The organism is Streptosporangium sp. NPDC002607 (assembly GCF_053592655.1).
In genome coordinates, this window is sequence record NZ_JBSFWD010000046.1 from 42,505 (window position 1) to 59,942 (window position 17,438).

Here is a 17,438-nt window from a genome sequence, read left to right on the forward strand (position 1 = left end):
TCAGACGCGGCAGATCAGCTCGCCGTGGAGCAGCGACAGCCAGCCGTCCCGCTCCCCTGCCCAGGCGCGCCAGCCCTCCGAGAGACGGCGCAGGTCCTCCTCGGTGCTGCCCGAGGCGAGGGCCTGACGGGCCATGTCGGACTTCAGGATCCGCTCGGCCCACATGCCGCCCCACCAGGCGCGGTCCTCGGGTGTGGCGAAGCACCAGGTCGAGGAGGTGGCCGAGACGTCGGTGAACCCCGCCGCGTGCGCCCAGGAAAGCAGTCGCCGCCCCGCGTCGGGCTCGCCGCCGTTGGCCCTGGCCAATCTCAGGTAGAGGTCCAGCCACTCGTCCAGTTCGGGCATCTCGGGAAACCAGGTGAACGCGGTGTAGTCACTGTCGCGTACCGCGACGATCCCGCCCGGCCTGCAGACCCGCCGCATCTCGCGCAGCGCCAGCACGGGATCGCCGACGTGCTGGAGCACCTGGTGGGCGTGGACGACGTCGAAGGTGTCGTCGGGAAAGCGCAGCTCGTGCACGTCCGCCACGGAGAACTCGACGCCGGAGTGCCCGCGCCGCTCCACCTCCGCGCGGGCCAGGCCGAGCGCCTCCTCGCTGATCTCGGCCGCGGTGACCGTGCCGGGCGCGACACGCTCCGCCAGGTCGGCGGTGATGGTGCCGGGCCCGCAGCCCACGTCCAGCAGCGTCATGCCCGCTCTCAGGTACGGCAGGAGGTGGGCCGCCGAGTTCTCCGCGGTACGCCACCGGTGGGACCTGAGCACCGACTCGTGGTGTCCGTGCGTGTAGACGGCGTCCTTGCCTGTCATGGGAGACCTCTCCTTCTGTCCGTCGGTCCCGACCGTAGCAGGAATCTCATATTTCAAGAAGAATCGTCTCATTATATGGTCTCATTGTGTGGCCGTAACAGATTTCGCACCTTTTCATCGCTTGCTGTAACGAAGGAGGGCGCCCACACTCAGATGGGATGTTCGCTGACACAATGGGGGTGGTCCTCGTGCACGAGGAGTTCAGCGCTCACGAGACCTGGCCACTGGGGTGCACGCGCTGCGGGCACCTCTGGCAGGAGGAGTACCTCGTCCGTCACCTGACCGACGGGCACGGACACGACGTCGTGCTCTGGCTGAGGTCGGGCGTCATGGTCCAGCCGCCCTGGTCGGGACTGAGCTGCCCCGCCTGCGGCTGTGACGGTGTCCGCGTCTTCCCGGTGGGCGCGCACCCCCAGAACGGCACCCCGTTCCCCGCCGCCGCCTTCACCCCCGGCCCCGCCCCGGCCCCGGCCCCCGCCCTGGCCCCAGGCCCCGGCCCGACCCCGGTCCCCGCGCTGGGAGCCGGTGTCTCGCCCGCCGAGCCCCGGCCGCGTCGCCGCGTGCCGCAGCCGGCCCTGCTGTACTCCCTCATCGTGGCCGCGTTCCTGCTCTTCACCAGCTTCGAGCTCTTCGAACACGTGATTCCCCACCACTGAACCCGCCGCCACGGACCGCCGGACCCCGCCGCGGGGCGGGGTCCGGTGGTCACCGGGCGTCACCGGGCGTCAGAGGCGGAAGTCCAGGTCGGGGACGATCTCGGCGACGTCCATCTGGGCCTTCTGCAGCCTGCCCGAGTAGTCCCAGTTCATCGCCTGCCAGCGGGTGAACTGGTCGAGAACCCACACCCCCGACTGGCGGCTGCCGTTGCCGGATCTGCCGTTGCCGCCGAAGGGCAGGTGAGCCTCCGCGCCGGAGGTGGAGTTGTTGACGCTCACCATGCCCGCGCCGATGCCGGCGCGGAAGTGGAACGCCGACTTCGGGTCGGTGGTGTAGATGGAGGAGGAGAGCCCGTAGCCGGGAAGGTTGGCCAACTCGACGGCCTCCTCCAGCGTGCTGAAGGCGGTCACGCCGACGATGGGGCCGAAGGTCTCCTCAAGGAAGAGCCGGTCGCCGGGGCGGACGCCGTCCACGACCACCGGGTGGTAGTAGAGGCCGCCCTCCCCGGTGAAGCCGGCGCGTGGGTTGTCCGGGGTGATGCGGCCGGTGGGACCGGAGACGACGGTGTGGTGCGGCTGGATCCAGCCCAGGTACTCCTCGTAGCGCGAGGCGAACCTCTCCTCGAGCAGCGGGCCGCAGAGCACGTCCCCGGCGGGGTCGCCGATCGCCGCCTCCGCCACGGCGCGCGCGTACCGGCGGAGGAACTCCTCGTGGACGCTCTCGTGCACGATCACCGTGCCGAGTGACGTGCAACGCTGCCCGGCGGTGCCGAAGCCCGCGAACAGCGCGCCCTCCACGGCCAGGTCCAGGTCGGCGTCCGGCATGACCACCATCGGGTTCTTGCCGCCCAGCTCCAGGCAGGGGGACTGCAGGTGGCGCCCGCACAGCTCGCCGACGGCGCGGCCCACCGCGGTGGATCCGGTGAACCCGACCTTGTGCACCGTGCCCTCGGCCAGCGCCGACTCCAGGCCCTCGAACGTCGTGGCGCCGTCGGCGAGGACCAGGTTCAGCACGCCGTCGGGCAGCCCGGCCGCCGTGAACAGCCGGTAGAGCGCGTGCGCGGAGGCCGCCGCGTACTCGGCGGGCTTCCACACCACCGCGTTGCCGCACAGCAGCGCCGGGACCAGGTACCACGACGGTACCGCGACCGGGAAGTTTCCCGCCGTGATCACCGCGGCCACTCCCACGGGGACCCGGAAGGTGAACAGGTTCTTGTCCGGCATCTCCGAGGGAACCGTCTGCCCGTACAGCCGCCTGCCCTCGCCGAGGAAGAAGTCACAGGTGTCGACGATCTCGCGTACCTCGCCCAGCGCCTCGGCGTACGGCTTGCCGATCTCGCGGGTGACCAGGCGGGCCAGTTCCTCGGCGTTGGCCTCCACCAGCCGCCCGATCGAGGCGATCACCCGCCCCCGGACGGGCGCGGGAACCCGAGACCACTCCCGCTGGGCCGCGGTGGCCGTGCGGCACGCGGAGGAGAACGTGCTCGCGTCCGCCAGCCGGACCCGCGCGACCACCTCGTTCAGGCGAGCCGGGTTGACCGACTCGTAGGCGGTGCCGTTGGACGCTTCTTTTCCGCCGATGACGGAGACGATCTCGCTGGTCACCTTCGACCTCCCGGTATGGACCTGTGACCGCATTCTCCCCGCGAAGGACGAGGCCGTCACATCAGCCGGAAGTCGGCGAAGTCGAAACCCGGGGACACGACACAGCTCACCAGCACGGCCTCGTCCCCGGCGGGGCGGGCGGCCTGCCAGGTGCCGCCGGGCACCACCGCCTGCGGGACCTGGCCCTGCTCCACCAGCGGACCCAGGGTCACGGAGTGGGTGGGCTGGCCCTCGTGGCCGCCGAGGACCAGTGTCAGCGGGCCGCCCCGGTGCCAGAGCCACACCTCGTCGGAGGCGACCACGTGCGGGCGCGACTCCTCGCCGGGCCCCAGCAGGAAGTAGATCCCCGTCGCGGTGGCCCGTGCTCCGGTGTACCCGGGCGGGGTGAGGTCGACGGAGGTTCTCCAGGTCTCGCGGAACCAGCCACCCTCGGGGTGCGGCAGCAGGTCCAGGGTCTCGGCGAGCGGAGGACGGGAAGAGGTCGTCATCGCACCGATTCTAGGGACCCGGCTCCTCGAACGGACCGTATGAGGTTCGTGTGCGCGCCGACGTATTGCCGACGTGGGGGGCCGGACGGTGCGGGCGTCCCCGCGGCGGAAGCCGTCTGGACGGTCGGCGGGGCGGGCGCGCGTACCGGGTGCGACGAGGGCTGCCGATCGGTGCGGTAGTCACCGGGGTGACGGAGATCGTCCTGCGGGGTGAGTGGTCCGGATTTGTCGGAGGGGTTGGCTAGGTTCGGTCCGTGATCGAACGGTGGAACCGGGATCAGGTGCTGGCGCTCGCGCCCGACGCCTCGTCCCAGAAAGCGGCCGGGACAATTTCCTCCCCCAGAAAGTGGTCGGGGACCGGAGTCACCGCCGACGCGGTGTGGGGCGAGTGCGCGGGCAGCGGCTCCAAGCCCTACCGGGCCTGCGTCGACCTGTCCGAGCCCGCCTACCGGTGCACCTGCCCCAGCAGGAAGTTCCCGTGCAAGCACGCTCTCGGCCTGCTGCTCCTGTGGTCGGCCGACGGTGTCCCCGCCGCGGAGGAGGTCGCCGACTGGGTGGGTGAGTGGCTCGACGGGCGGCGCGACCGCGCGGCCAGGGCGGTGGAGGCCGGGGCGACCCGCGCCGCCAGGTCTGCCGAGGCGGCTCCCGCCGACGGCCGCCGGGCCGCGCTGCGCGAACAGCGTGTGAGCGCCGGTCTGTCGGATCTGGAGCGCTGGCTCGCCGACCAGGTCAGGCAGGGCCTCGCCGGGTCACGGCGTCACGACCAGTGGGACGACCTGGTCAAGCGCCTGATCGACGCCCAGGCGCCCGCCGTCGCGGGCTCGCTGTCGCGCCTGCCCGTCGTGCTGGACGGCGATGACTGGCCCGCCCGCCTGCTCAGCGAGTACGCGCTGCTGCACCTGCTCTGCGTGGCCCACCGCAACCTCGCGGCTCCGGCCGGCGAAGGGACCGACGACGTAACCGGCGACGGGACCGGTGACGGCCCCGGGGGTGTGCCGGAGGTCGCGCCCGCGGGGCTCCTGGAAAGGGTGCGCGACCGGGTCGGTTTCTCGGTGACGAAGGAGGAGGTGCTCGCGGGGGAGGTCGTCCGCGACCTGTGGGACGTGCTGGGACGGCGCGACGAGGAGCACGACCGGCTGATCGCGCGCCGGGTCTGGCTGCGCGGGCGCAAGACGGGCAGGGCGGCACTGGTGCTCTCGTTCGCACCGGTCGGACAGGCTCTCGACGCCTCGCTCGTCACCGGCACGACCATGGACGCCGACCTGGCGTTCTACCCCGGCTCGACTCCGCTGCGCGCGGTGGTCGCCGCCCGGCACGACGCCGCCCCGGCCGGCCCGCCGCCCGGCCAGAGCATCGAGCGGGCACTGGACGAGGTGGCCGAGGCTCTGGCGGGCGACCCCTGGCTCGACTCCTGGCCGCTCGTGCTGGAGGGGGTGACCCCCGCGGGGAGTGGTTCGCGGCTCCTGGCCGGGCCCTCCGGCGGGCTGCCGCTCCACCCGTCCGCGGGAACCCCGTGGCGGCTGGTCGCCACCTCGGGCGGCCATCCGCTGACCGTCGCCGCCGAATGGACCCCGAGGGGCCTGCGCCCCCTCACGACCTGGGATGAGGAAGGCCGGGTGATCGCCCTGTGAACGCCTCCGCCGACTGGGAGGAACTGGTGTCCACCGCGCTCGTCGGGACCGACCGGCGCCCGCTGCCCGGGGAGGGGGCGAGCGAGGTCGAGCTGCTCGGGCGCGCGGCCGTGCACACGCTGCGGATGCGCGCGGGGCGGCGGCCGGTCGCCCCGGGCGAGCCGCCGAGTCTCGCGGCGCCCGAGGAGCAGCCGGAGGTCTCGCGCGCCGCGGGCGACCGGCTTGCCCGCGTTCTCGGTGGTGAGCAGCCGAGACTGCTCACCGAGTGGCTGGAGACCGCGGCCGGGCGTGGCTACCGCCTCTCGCCCCACCTGCTGCCCGAGCTTCTCGACCACGCGGTCAGGGACAGGTCGATCCGGCCGTATCTCGGCGTCCTGGCGGGCAACCGGGGGCGCTGGCTGGCGGGGCTGAACCCGGCGTGGGGTTTCCTGCTTGAGGAGGTCACGGGAGTGGCCGTGACCGGCCCCGCGACCGGCCCCGCGACCGACTCTGGGCCGACCTCGCAGGTCTGGGAGTTCGGCACCTCGGGTGACCGTCGCGTCCATCTGGGCGAGTTGCGGGCGGCCGATCCGGCGAGGGCCAGGGAACTGCTCGCCGCCACCTGGGAGAAGGAGAACCCCGACGACAGGGCGGCGTTCCTGGAGGCTCTCACCACGGGATTGTCGCTTGAGGACGAGCCGTTCCTGGAGTCCGCGCTCGACGACCGCCGCCGCGAGGTCCGCCACCAGGCGGCCGACCTGCTCACCCGGCTCCCCGAATCGCGCCTGGCCCTGCGCATGGCGGAGCGCGTCGCCCGGTATGTCACCGTCGCCGGCGGTGAGATCCACGTCGACCCGCCGGTGGCCTGCGACAGCGCCATGGAGCGCGACGGCATCCGGGCGAAGGCGCCCCGGGGGACGGGCGAGCGGGGCTGGTGGCTGCAGCAGGCCGTGGCCCGCACCCCGCTGGGCGTCTGGCCCCGGCTGCTCGGCCGGTCGCCCGGGGAGCTGGTCCGCATGAAGATCGTCGACTGGAACCGCGAGGTCATGGCCGGTTGGGTCAGGGCCGCCGTTCTCCAGGGTGACCCGGAGTGGGCGCTGGAGCTCTTCGCCTGGGACCCGATCGCCGACCTGCTGGCCGCGCTGCCCCGCGACAGGCAGGAGATCGTCGCGGCCGACTTCGTACGGCGGCACGGCCTGGACGGCCAACTGATCATGGTTCTCGGCGGGGCCGCGGCCCCGTGGGGTCCGGCCCTGGCCACGGCGGTCCTCCAGAAGATCATCGATGTGTCCGGCACCCAGCCGTGGAACCTCGGCGAGCTGACCAAGCTCGCCGGTGAGCGCATCGATCCGGCACTGCACGACATGGCCGGGCGGCTCTCAGCGGAGCCGTCCATCCAGGAGGTCGCCGCCCTCCTGCGTTTCCGTGACGACATGTTGAAGGAGCTCACACAGTGACAACGGTTCTGCGGGCCCACGCCGAAGACCAGTACGCCGAGGAACTGGCGGTCCTGGCCAAGGGCGACGACCGGGTCCGCCCGCCGGGCTGGAAACTGTCGCCCTGGGCGGTGACCACCTACATCCTCGGTGACGGCGACCAGATCACCCCCAAGTACATCGGGCCGCGGCGCATCGTCGAGGTGGCCGTGGCGACACTCGCCACCGACCGCGCGCTGCTGCTGCTCGGTGTGCCCGGCACCGCCAAGACCTGGCTCTCGGAGCACCTGGCCGCCGCGATCAGCGGTGACTCCACACTCCTCGTGCAGGGCACGGCGGGCACCGCGGAGGAGGCCATCCGCTACGGCTGGAACTACGCCAGGCTGCTGGCCGAGGGGCCGTCCATGGAGGCGCTCACGCCGAGCCCGGTGATGCGGGCGATGGCCGAGGGGCGGCTGGCCCGGGTGGAGGAGCTGACCCGGATGCCCTCCGACGTCCAGGACGCGCTGATCACCGTGCTGTCGGAGAAGACGCTGCCGATTCCCGAGCTCAACCGGGAGGTGCAGGCCGAGCGCGGTTTCAACATCATCGCCACCGCCAACGACCGTGACCGCGGCGTCAACGACCTGTCGAGCGCACTGCGCCGCCGGTTCAACACGGTCGTGCTGCCGGTGCCCGCCACCGCCGAGGAGGAGGTGGACATCGTCTCCCGCAGGGTCGGCCAGCTCGGCCGCTCCCTGGAACTGCCCGAGACCCTCACCGGGCTGGAGGAGATCCGCCGCGTCGTCACGGTCTTCCGGGAGCTGCGCACCGGCGTCACCGAGGACGGCCGCACCAAGGTCAAGTCCCCCAGCGGCACGCTCAGCACCGCCGAGGCCATCTCCGTCCTCACCAACGGCATCGCGCTGGCCGCGCACTTCGGCGACGGGGTGCTCCGCCCCTCCGACGTGGCCGCGGGCATCGCCGGCGCGGTGATCCAGGACCCGGTCTCCGACCGTGTCGTCTGGCGCGAGTACCTGGAGACCGTGGTGCGCGAGCGCCAGGACTGGCGCGACTTCTACCGGGCCTGCCGTGACGCGGGCTGAGGCGGTGATCCCCGGGAGGGGGCCGCTCCCGATCTCCGTCCCGGGCTCCGGCCCCGTATCGGGTGGCACACCGGTGATCAGGCCGCGCGGTCGCCATCGCGCCATGCCGCCGGTCGGTGAGGCGGCTTCCTCACCTGGCCTCGGTCCCGTATCGGGTGGCACGCCCGTGGCCACCCCGCGCGGTCGCCATCGCGTCACGTCGCCGGTGCCACCGGTCGGTGAGGCGGCTTCCTCGCCGGTCAGGGGGCAACGATGAGCGTTTCCGTGCTGGGGATCCGGCACCACGGACCCGGGTCGGCGCGGTCCCTGTGCGACGAGCTTGACCGCCTCAAGCCGGACATCGTGCTCATCGAGGGCCCGCCCGAGGCGGACGAGCTGGTCGAGCTGGCCCGTGACCCCGACCTCCAGCCACCGGTGGCGCTCCTCGCCCACGTGCCGGGCGAGCCGTCCACCGCCGCGTTCTGGCCGTTCGCGGTGTTCTCCCCCGAGTGGCAGGCGCTCCGCCACGCCGTCGGGGCGGGCATCCCGGTCCGCTTCTGCGACCTGCCGGCCGCGCACAGCCTCGCCTCCCGCCCCGGCGCGACCGGCGACGCCGGGCCGCGGCCAGGAGAGGAGCCGGACACGGGTGTTCCCGGCTTCCATCGTGAGACGGCGGATGACGCCGTACAGGTCGATCCGATCGGGGCCCTCGCCCGCGCCGCCGGATACGACGACCCGGAGCGGTGGTGGGAGGACGCCGTCGAGCACCGCGGCGACACCCCGTTCCACATGATCGCCCAGGCCGTGGAGGCGGTCCGCGAGGGACACGTCGCCGACGAGTACGAGGCGCGGCGCGAGGCCTTCATGCGGCGCACGATCCGCAGGGCGATCCGGGACGGCTTCGAGCGGATCGCCGTGGTCTGCGGAGCCTGGCACGTCCCCGCGCTGGCGGGCACGGCGGGTGCGGGGGCGCCCTGGGGAGCCGGGCTGCCCACCGTGAAGGCCGACGACGCGCTGCTCAGAGGGCTGCCCAAGGTCAGGGCCGAGATCACCTGGGTGCCGTGGACGTACGGGCGGCTGGCCTCCTGGAGCGGGTACGGCGCGGGTGTGACCTCCCCCGGCTGGTACCACCATCTGTTCGCCTCCCCGGACCGCCCCGTCGAACGGTGGCTGACCGGGGCGGCCGGGGTGCTCCGTGAGGAGGACCTGCCGGTCTCCTCCGCCCACGTCATCGAGGCGGTCCGGCTCGCCGAAAGCCTGGCCGTGCTCAGGGGACGGCCCCTGGCCGGGCTGGCGGAGGTCACCGAGGCGGTCAGGGCGGTGCTGTGCGAGGGCGACGACCTGCCGGTGGAGCTGATCCAGCGGCGCATGGTCGTGGGGGAGCGGCTCGGCCAGGTGCCGGACAGCACCCCGATGGTCCCCCTCCAGCGCCACCTGCGCGAGGAGCAGCGGCGGGTGAGGCTCAAGCCCGAGGCGCTCGACCGTGAGTACGACCTCGACCTGCGCAAACCCCTCGACCTGGAGCGCAGCAGGCTGCTGCACAGGCTCCGCCTGCTCGGCGTCGGCTGGGGCACTCCCCAGGAGAGCCGGAGCAAGGGCACCTTCCGCGAGTCGTGGTCGCTCACCTGGCGGCCCGAGTTCGACATCGACCTGATCGAGGCGAGTTCCTGGGGCACGACCGTCCCGGCGGCGGCCGCCGCCCGCGTCCGCGACCTCGCCGACGGGGCCGGGGCGTCCGGCGGGACCCCCGGCTCGGGGATGCCGGGCCGGGGAGGCGGTGCGGCCGGGACCGGGGGGCCGTCCGGCGGCGGGGCGCCCGGAGGCGTCACGCTGGCCGGGCTCACCGGCCTGGTGGAGCACTGCCTGCTCGCCGACCTGCCGGAGGCGCTGCCGCACGTGCTCGACGCCCTGTCGGCGCGGGCCGCGCTCGACGGCGACGTCACGCACCTGATGGCGGCGCTCCCGGCGATGGTCCGCGCCCAGCGATACGGCGACGTGCGCGGCACCCCCGCCACCGGCCTGACCGCCATCGCCTGGGCGATGCTCACCAGGATCTGCGTCGGCCTCGGTGGCGCCGTCACCGGCCTCGACGACGACGCCGCCCGTGACCTGATCCGTCACATCGACGCCGTCCACACCGCCGTCTCCCTGCTCGAAGCGGTGCCCGCCGGTCCTGGCGTCTTCGGTGGTTCACGGGAGACGGGGGCTCAGGGTGATCCGGGCGCCTCCGCCGGTTCCGTGGGCCTGGACGGTCCGGCGGGCGCGAAGGAGGCGAGGAGCAGCGGAGCCTCGGGAGGCGCTGCCCGCCCCGAGGAGGAGTCTCCGCAGGGACGGTGGCTGGTGGCGTTGCGCGGGGCTTCCGGCCGCAGCGACCTGCACGGGCTCATCGAGGGCCGGCTCACCAGGATCCTGCTGGACGCGGCCGACCTCGACGCGGCCGAGGCGGGCCGTCGGATGTCGCTGGCGATGTCGGCGGGGCACCCGCCGGCCAGGGCGGCGTCCTGGATCGAGGGGTTCCTTTCCGGGGGCGGGCTGCTGCTCGTCCACGACTCCCGGCTGCTCGGGCTGGTCGACGAGTGGCTCACCGGACTCGCCCCGGAGACCTTCGTCGACGTGCTGCCCCTGCTCCGCAGGACGTTCGGCGCCTTCGCCGCGCCTGAGCGGCGTTCGATCGGCTCGCGCGTCCGCTCTCTCGGCTCTGGCGGTGCGGATCGGGCACCGGACGCGGAGGAGTTCGACGAGGAACGCGCGGCGGCGGCCGTGCGGACCGTGCTGGCGATTCTGGGAAGGACGGGGAGCAGCGATGGATGAGCGGTTGCGCCGCTGGCGGATGGTCCTGGGCGGTGACGCCGACGGCACCGGGTGCTCGCTCGCCGGAACCGACGCCCAGATGGACGGGGCACTGGCCGCGCTGTACGACGGCGCCGGTGCGGGGGCGGTCGAGCGGAGCGGTGGCCTGGGCGCCTCCGCGCCCCGGGTGGCGCGCTGGCTGGGCGACATCCGGTCCTACTTCCCCTCGACCGTCGTCCAGGTCATGCAGAAGGACGCCGTCGAGCGGCTGAACCTGACCCGGCTGCTGATGGAGCCGGAGATGCTGGAGGCCGTCGAGCCGGACGTGCACATGGTCGGCACCCTGCTGTCGCTCAACCGGGTGATGCCGGAGAAGGCACGGGAGTCGGCCAGGGCGCTGGTCGGCAAGGTCGTCTCCGAGTTGGAGCGGCGGCTGGTTCAGAAGACGAAGGCCGCCGTGACCGGCGCCCTGGACCGCTCGGCCAGGACCCACCGGCCCAGGCGGGTCGCCGACATCGACTGGGATCGCACGATCCGCGCCAACCTGAGGAACTACCTGCCGGAGCGCAACACCGTGATCCCGTCCAGGCTGGTCGGATACGGCAGGAGGCAGCGAGCGGTCCAGCGAGAGGTGGTGCTCTGCATCGACCAGAGCGGATCGATGGCCGCCTCCGTCGTCTACTCCAGTGTGTTCGGCGCGGTGCTCGCCTCGATGCGCTCGCTGAAGACCTCGCTGGTCGTCTTCGACACGGCGGTCGTCGACCTCACCGACCAGCTCCACGACCCGGTCGAGCTGCTGTTCGGCACCCAGCTCGGCGGCGGCACCGACATCAACCGGGCCATCGCCTACTGCCAGGGCCTCATCACCCGCCCCAACGATTCGATCTTCATCCTGATCAGCGACCTCTACGAGGGCGGCGTGCGGCAGGAGATGCTCCGCAGGGTCGCCCAGATGACCGCGGCGGGCGTCCAGGTGATCGTGCTGCTCGCGCTCTCCGACGAGGGCGCGCCCTTCTACGACCACGACAACGCCGCGGCGCTCGCGGCCATGGGGGTGCCCGCCTTCGCCTGCACCCCCGACGCCTTTCCCGACCTGATGGCCGCGGCGATCGAGCGCCGCGACATCGGCCAGTGGGCCGAGCGCCGACTGGAGCGCACCGCCACCTGATCCCGTCCTGGTGAAGGAGGCAAGGCCACGGGGGCCCACCTTCTCCAGGACGTCAGGGGCCGAACTCGGACCGAAGGCGGCACCTCGACCCGGCGACGGATCAGCCGCCGTCGCAGGCGGGGCCGGTCACGCGGCCGTCTCGGACGGTTCTCCGCCCGGTGGCCTCCCGGCGGCACGTCGAGCCACGGTTCTCCGCCGTGCTCAGCAGGCTTCCCGGCCTCTCAGGAACGTTCCTGGTAGACGTCGGGGATGCCGTCGTGGTCGCGGTCGACGGTTTCGGCCTCGTGGATGCGCCGGTAGACGCGGTTGCGCAGGCGAAGGATCACCGTCGCGGCCAGCGCCGCGATCAGGGAGCCGGTCAGGACCGCCACCTTGACGTGGGCGTCACGCTCGCTGCCGGCGCCGAAGGCCAACTCCCCGATGAGCAGGGAGACGGTGAATCCGATACCGGCCAGGATGGCCAGCCCGGCCACGTCCACCCAGGCCAGCCCCTCGTCCAGGTGGGCGTGGGTGAAGCGGGCCACCAGCCAGGTCGCGAGCATGATCCCAATGGGCTTGCCCGCCACGAGGCCCACGACCACGCCCACCGCGACCGGGTCGCTCAGGGCGCCGGCCAGACCGCTCAGGCCGCCGAGGCTCACCCCGGCCGACATGAACGCGAACACCGGCACGGCCACCCCGGCCGAGATCGGCCGCAGGCGGTGTTCGAAGTGCTCGGCCAGGCCGGGTCCGGCCTCCGGGCCACCGGCGCGCTCGCTGCGCAGGACCGGCACGGTGAAGGCCAGCAGCACGCCGGCGACGGTGGCGTGTACGCCCGAGGCGTGCATCAGCGTCCAGGTGGCGGCGGCCAGTGGCAGCAGCAGCCACCAGGCGCGTACCCGGCGCTGTACCAGCATGGCGAAGACCGCCAGTGGCAGCAGCGCGCCCAGCAGCGGCAGCACCGACAGGTGCTCGGTGTAGAAGAGGGCGATGATGATGATGGCCACCAGGTCGTCGACCACGGCCAGGGTGAGCAGGAAGGTGCGCAGCGCGGTGGGGAGATACCGGCCGATGACCGCGAGCACGGCCAGGGCGAACGCGATGTCGGTGGCCGTCGGGATCGCCCAGCCCCGCGCCGCGCCGGAACCGGCACCGGAGCCGAGGGTGAGCAGCAGGTACAGCACGGCCGGGACGATCACCCCGCCGAGTGCGGCCGCGACCGGCACCGCGGCCCGTCGCACCTGGCGCAGGTCACCGGCGACGAACTCGCGCTTCAGCTCCAGGCCGGCCACGAAGAAGAAGATCGCCAGCAGCCCGTCGGCGGCCCAGGTCGCCAGGCTCAGGTCCAGGTGCAGCGCCGCCGGGCCGATCCTGAAGGCACGCAGCGCCTCGTAGGCGCCCGACCACGGGGAGTTCGCCCAGATCATGGCGGCCACCGCACCGGCCAGCAGCAGCGCTCCGCCGACGGTCTCCTCGCGGAGGATGCCGGCGATGCGACGGGCCTCGGGCCACGAGCCCAGGCCGAGCAGGCGGGACGTGCCAGGTGGGGTCTTGGTCATCAGCGCTCCGTTTTCGGGGTCGGGTCAGCCACAGCCGACCAGACTTCCCGGCGCACCACCGGCCACTGTACCCGCGGGGCCGCCGCCGACCGACTCCAGGGTCATGGGAACGGGTCGGCCGCCGAACCGCCCGCCGGCCGGTTCCGCAGGCTCGTCCACCGGGTCGACGATCCGGTGGAGGCCAACGGCACCGAGCGGTTCGTGTCCGGGCTCGACCCGCTGCCGGGAGACCGGTCCTACGACCAAGGACTGACACGGAGGCCCGATGTCAGGGGCGGAGTGCCGGGCGTACCGTCGGCTCATGATCTCGTTCATAAAGGCCGCAGACTCCGTCCTTCAGGGCGGAGATAGGCCGGAACCGGCCGACGTGCTTAACATGATCATGCAATATCATGTTAAGCACGTCCCAGATCGTGAAGCGGGCCTTCAAATACTGCTTCTACCCGACCCCCGAGCAAGCGGATCTACCGGTCCGCACGTTCGGGTGTGTCCGGCTGATCTGGAACAAGGCGCTGGCCGAACGCAACCGCCGCTACACCGACGAGCGCGTCTCGACCTCGTACGTGGAAGCCGCCAAATGGCTGACTGCGTGGAAGCAGGATCCGGAACTGGAGTTCCTGCGCGAGGTGTCGAACGTGCCGCTCCAGCAGGCGCTTCGGCAGCAGCAGGTGGCGTTCAACAACTTCTTCGCCAAGCGTGCCCGCTATCCGCGTTTCAAGTCCAAGCGCAAGTCGCGGGCATCGGCGACGTTCCAGAACAACGCCTTCTCGTTCCGGGAAGGCGTGTTGAAGCTGGCGAAGATGGACGCGCCGCTGGCCATCGTGTGGTCGCGTCCGCTGCCCGAGGGCGCGGAGCCGTCCACGGTGACGGTGTCGAAGGACGCGGCCGGCCGCTGGTTCGTGTCGCTGCTGGTCGAAGAGAAGATCAGCCCGCTTGCGCCCGTCGAGCAGACGGTTGGGATCGACGCCGGACTGAATCATCTGCTCACCCTCTCCACCGGGGAGAAGATCTCCAACCCGCGTCACGAGCGGGCCGACCGCAAACGGCTGGCCAAGGCGCAGCGCGAGTTGTCCCGCAAGGCGAAGGGCAGTGCGAACCGGGTCAAGGCAAAGGTGAAGGTGGCCCGTGCCCATGCCCGGATCGCCGATCGGCGGCGGGACTTCCTGCACAAGGTCACCACTCGATTGGTGCGCGAGAACCAAACGCTCGCGATCGAGGACCTGACCGTCCGCAATATGATGCGCAATCACTCGCTGGCGCGCGCCATCTCGGATGCGTCGTGGCGGGAGTTCCGCTCGATGCTGGAGTACAAGGCCCAGTGGTACGGGCGCGAACTCGTGGTCGTGGACCGCTGGTTCCCGTCGTCGAAGCTGTGCTCTGCGCACGGCTGTGGCCACGTCAACGAGTCGATGCCGTTGAGCGTCCGGTCATGGACCTGTCCCTCCTGCGGGGCATCCCACGACCGGGACGTGAACGCGGCCAGAAACATTCTCGCGGCCGGGCTGGTCGAGAGGTAAAACGCCTGCGGAGGGCTGGTAAGACCGGCCCCGGAGTTTTCCGGGGAGGCTCGGCCCGATGAAACAGGAAACCCTTGGGGCGACCCTGGGAAACCCCTCCCTTCAGGGAGGGGAGGAGGTCGATACCATGACGGGCGAAAAGCGGGCCGCCGGGATATTCGCCCCGCGGCACCGTGCCCTGACCGTCGGGATGGTGGCGCTCATCTCCCTGGTCGCCTTCGAGTACCTGGCGGTGGCCACCGCCATGCCGGTCGTGGCCGACGAGTTGGACGGTCACGCGCTGTACGGGCTGGCGTTCAGCGGGGCGATGGCGGCCGGGGTGATCGCGACGGTGCTGGGTGGGCGGTGGGGCGACGTCAGGGGGCCGATGGCGCCGCTCTGGGCCGGTGTGGCGCTCTTCGCCGCCGGGCTGGTCGTGGCCGGGGCGGCGCCGACGATGGACGTGTTCGTCGTGGGCCGTTTCGTGCAGGGCTTCGGCGGAGGCGTCTTCCAGGTCGCGATGTACGTGCTGGTCTCGCGGGTCTACCCGGCCGAGACGCACCCCCGGGTGTTCTCGATCTTCGCGACGGCCTGGGTGGTGCCCTCCATGGTCGGGCCGGTGATCACCGGCCTCGTGGTGGAGTACGCGGGCTGGCGCTGGGTCTTCATCGGCGTGACGGTGCTCCTCCTCCCCGCGGCGTTGCTGCTCTGGCGCGGGCTGGCCGCCGCGCCCATGTCGGACCGGCCGCAGACCGGTCCGCGCTCCTCGATCGCGCGACGGCTGGGCTGGGCGGTGCTCGTCGCGGTCGGCGCGGCACTGATGCAGTACGGGGGCGCGGCGCGCGGCGCCGGGTTCGTCCTGCTCGTCGTCGGTCTGGCCACGCTGGTCGCGGCGCTGCCCCGGCTGCTCCCCGAGGGAACCCTGCGCGCGGCCAGGGGTCTGCCCTCGGTGATCTCACTGCGGGGCATCGCGGCGGGCGCGGCCATCGGCGGGGAGGCGTTCCTGCCGCTGATGCTCAACCAGGAGCGCGGCCTGTCGCTGACCATGGCCGGGCTCACCCTGACCGGTGGCGCGCTGAGCTGGTCGTTCGGCTCGTGGGTCGTGGGCCGCCGGAGTTTCGACCGGGCACTGGTGCTGCGCTGCGGCTCGGCGCTGATCGCCGCGGGCCTCGTGCTGATGGGCCTGACGGTCTTCGCCGTCGTCCCGGTCGCCGCCGCCTTCCTCGGGGAGATCGTCCTGGGGCTCGGCATGGGCATCGTGTACCCGACGCTGTCGGTACTCGTCCTGGAGCTGTCACCCCCGGGGGAGGAGGGGGAGAACAGCGCGTCGCTGGGGGTCGCGGAGTCGGTGTACACGGTCGTCTCCGTCGCGGTCGCCGGCGCGCTCCTGGCGGCACTGGGCGCCTCGGCCGTCGCCTACCTGCTCTGTTTCGGGCTGGCGGCGTTGATGGCGACCACCGGAATCCTGGTCGGCGCCCGGGTCAGAGCCGACGCCTCTGTCCGGGGCTGAGCTCTTCCTGGGGCTGCCCCCTTACCCGACCTGAGTTCTCTCCGCGCCGAAAGCGCCGGAAATATCGGAAAAACTGGACCAAAACCCACCCTCACAAGCAGGAGGCATTCGCGGGTCGCCGTGGCACCATGGAAGAACGCCGTTCCCGATGGTGTTGAGAGGAGTCCCGCCTTCGGGCGGGATTCGTGTTTTAGGAGCTTGAATTCCCCGGGTTCGGAGAGGTCAAGGAGGGGTCATGCCGCGTGTCCGTGAGCTTGAGGTGTTCCGGCTGGTCCTGCCGTACGGCAGGCGGCCGGAGAGCATCCTCGTCCGGCTCACCGACTACGGGGGCATGACCGGGTGGGGCGAGGTCGTCGACGCCGACCCCAAGACCTGGGTCGCGCTGGAGGAGGGGCTCGCGCAGGCGCTGATCGGCGTCGACTGGGAGCACCCCGACGAGCTCGGCGCCGTCCCCGGCGGATCCGCCGCCGACATGGCCTGCTGGGACCTGTGGGCGAGGATGCGTGGAGTGCCGCTGGCCCACGCGCTGGGCGGTACCCGTACCTCCCTCATGGCCACCGTCAGGATCGGCGCCGACCGCAACCTGGAGAGCCTGGTCGCCCGGGTGAACCGGCATGTCTGCGCCGGGTACGCCCACGTCACCCTGGACGTCCATCCCGGCTGGGACATCGAGCCGCTGCGCGCCGTCCGCCAGGCGTACCCCGCGCTGGGCATCAGTGTGGACGCCCGCGGCGCCTACCGCGACGTCGCCGCCCTTGAGGCGCTGGACGCCTACACGCTCTCCGCCATCGAACGCCCCTTCGCCGGTCCCGCCGGTCTGGCCGACCACGCCGACCTGCAGCAGCGCGTCGCCGCCCCGGTCCTGCTCGAGGTCGCCTCGGCCGCGGAACTGGGCGAGGCGATCGCCGCGAGGGCGGGCAGGGCGTTGCTGCTCCGCCCATCGGCCCTGGGCTCCCTGCGCGAGGTGCGGCGGGTGCACGACCGTGTGGTGCGCGCCGGATGGGAGATCGCCTGCGCCGGAGGCCGGGGCACCGGGCTGGCCCGCGCGGCCACCGTCGCCGCCGCCAGCCTGCCCGGCTGCACCCTGCCCTGCGACGTGGCCGAACCGCCGCGCAGCGCGCAGATCGTCGACCCGCCGGTCGGCGCCTCCGGCGGCGTGGTGGCCGTGCCACTCACCCAGCCGGGCCTGGGCCACCGCATCGACGAGGCCCGGGTCCGCCGCCTGGCCAAGGAGTCGTACTCGGCCTAGCGCGACGTTCCCGGTCGGCCC

At 72.4% G+C, this 17,438-nt stretch carries 12 protein-coding genes and 1 pseudogene; 9 read left to right on the forward strand and 4 right to left on the reverse strand.

Annotation, left to right across the window (positions count from 1 at the left end; genetic code table 11):
* Complete coding sequence (locus ACWD3H_RS36700; RefSeq protein ID WP_451958276.1) at positions 1–807, reverse strand: class I SAM-dependent methyltransferase; 807 nt, start codon at positions 805–807, stop codon at positions 1–3.
* Positions 808–965: 158 nt separating this feature from the next.
* Here ACWD3H_RS36700 and ACWD3H_RS36705 point away from each other — a divergent pair, with 158 nt between their 5' ends.
* On the forward strand, positions 966–1,463 hold the full coding sequence (locus tag ACWD3H_RS36705) for a hypothetical protein (protein ID WP_451958277.1): 498 nt from the start codon (positions 966–968) through the stop codon (positions 1,461–1,463).
* Between the two features lie 69 nt (positions 1,464–1,532).
* Here the strand turns inward: ACWD3H_RS36705 and ACWD3H_RS36710 are convergent, their stop codons facing one another.
* Together ACWD3H_RS36710 and ACWD3H_RS36715 are read right to left on the reverse strand one after the other, a co-directional pair.
* Entirely contained in the window at positions 1,533–3,068 is a 1,536-nt protein-coding gene (locus tag ACWD3H_RS36710) for an aldehyde dehydrogenase family protein (protein ID WP_350916391.1), read from the reverse strand.
* A gap of 56 nt (positions 3,069–3,124) precedes the next feature.
* A complete protein-coding gene (locus ACWD3H_RS36715) occupies positions 3,125–3,556 on the reverse strand; it encodes a cupin domain-containing protein (protein WP_451958278.1) in 432 nt (143 codons plus the stop codon).
* Between the two features lie 254 nt (positions 3,557–3,810).
* Between ACWD3H_RS36715 and ACWD3H_RS36720 the strand changes: the two genes are divergently transcribed.
* The 5 genes from ACWD3H_RS36720 to ACWD3H_RS36740 all read left to right on the forward strand — a co-directional run bounded on the left by ACWD3H_RS36720 (position 3,811) and on the right by ACWD3H_RS36740 (position 11,624).
* Positions 3,811–5,187, forward strand: coding sequence for an SWIM zinc finger family protein (locus ACWD3H_RS36720; RefSeq protein WP_451958279.1), 1,377 nt, complete (start codon positions 3,811–3,813; stop codon positions 5,185–5,187).
* Complete coding sequence (locus tag ACWD3H_RS36725; RefSeq protein ID WP_451958280.1) at positions 5,184–6,623, forward strand: DUF5691 domain-containing protein; 1,440 nt, start codon at positions 5,184–5,186, stop codon at positions 6,621–6,623. Before ACWD3H_RS36720 ends, ACWD3H_RS36725 begins: the two co-directional genes overlap by 4 nt.
* On the forward strand, positions 6,620–7,687 hold the full coding sequence (locus ACWD3H_RS36730; protein ID WP_343980120.1) for an ATP-binding protein: 1,068 nt from the start codon (positions 6,620–6,622) through the stop codon (positions 7,685–7,687). The genes ACWD3H_RS36725 and ACWD3H_RS36730 overlap by 4 nt, the downstream gene beginning before the upstream one ends.
* 252 nt (positions 7,688–7,939) lie before the next feature.
* Positions 7,940–10,477 carry a DUF5682 family protein gene (locus ACWD3H_RS36735; RefSeq protein WP_451958281.1) on the forward strand — a complete coding sequence of 846 codons (2,538 nt, stop codon included), beginning with the start codon at positions 7,940–7,942 and terminating at the stop codon, positions 10,475–10,477.
* Complete coding sequence (locus tag ACWD3H_RS36740) at positions 10,470–11,624, forward strand: VWA domain-containing protein (RefSeq protein WP_451958282.1); 1,155 nt, start codon at positions 10,470–10,472, stop codon at positions 11,622–11,624. The genes ACWD3H_RS36735 and ACWD3H_RS36740 overlap by 8 nt, the downstream gene beginning before the upstream one ends.
* Positions 11,625–11,845: 221 nt before the next feature.
* Here the strand turns inward: ACWD3H_RS36740 and nhaA are convergent, their stop codons facing one another.
* Complete coding sequence (gene nhaA / locus ACWD3H_RS36745) at positions 11,846–13,162, reverse strand: Na+/H+ antiporter NhaA (RefSeq protein WP_355562065.1); 1,317 nt, start codon at positions 13,160–13,162, stop codon at positions 11,846–11,848.
* A 392-nt stretch (positions 13,163–13,554) separates the two neighbouring features.
* Between nhaA and ACWD3H_RS36750 the strand changes: the two are divergent.
* The 3 genes and pseudogenes from ACWD3H_RS36750 to ACWD3H_RS36760 all read left to right on the forward strand — a co-directional run.
* A pseudogene (locus ACWD3H_RS36750) lies at positions 13,555–14,764 on the forward strand (RNA-guided endonuclease InsQ/TnpB family protein); the annotation flags it as partial.
* A 42-nt stretch (positions 14,765–14,806) separates the two neighbouring features.
* Positions 14,807–16,168, forward strand: a complete 1,362-nt coding sequence (locus tag ACWD3H_RS36755; protein ID WP_451958286.1) for an MFS transporter — start codon at positions 14,807–14,809, stop codon at positions 16,166–16,168.
* A gap of 235 nt (positions 16,169–16,403) precedes the next feature.
* On the forward strand, positions 16,404–17,417 hold the full coding sequence (locus ACWD3H_RS36760) for an enolase C-terminal domain-like protein (RefSeq protein ID WP_355562054.1): 1,014 nt from the start codon (positions 16,404–16,406) through the stop codon (positions 17,415–17,417).
* The last annotated feature ends 21 nt before the right edge of the window (positions 17,418–17,438 follow it).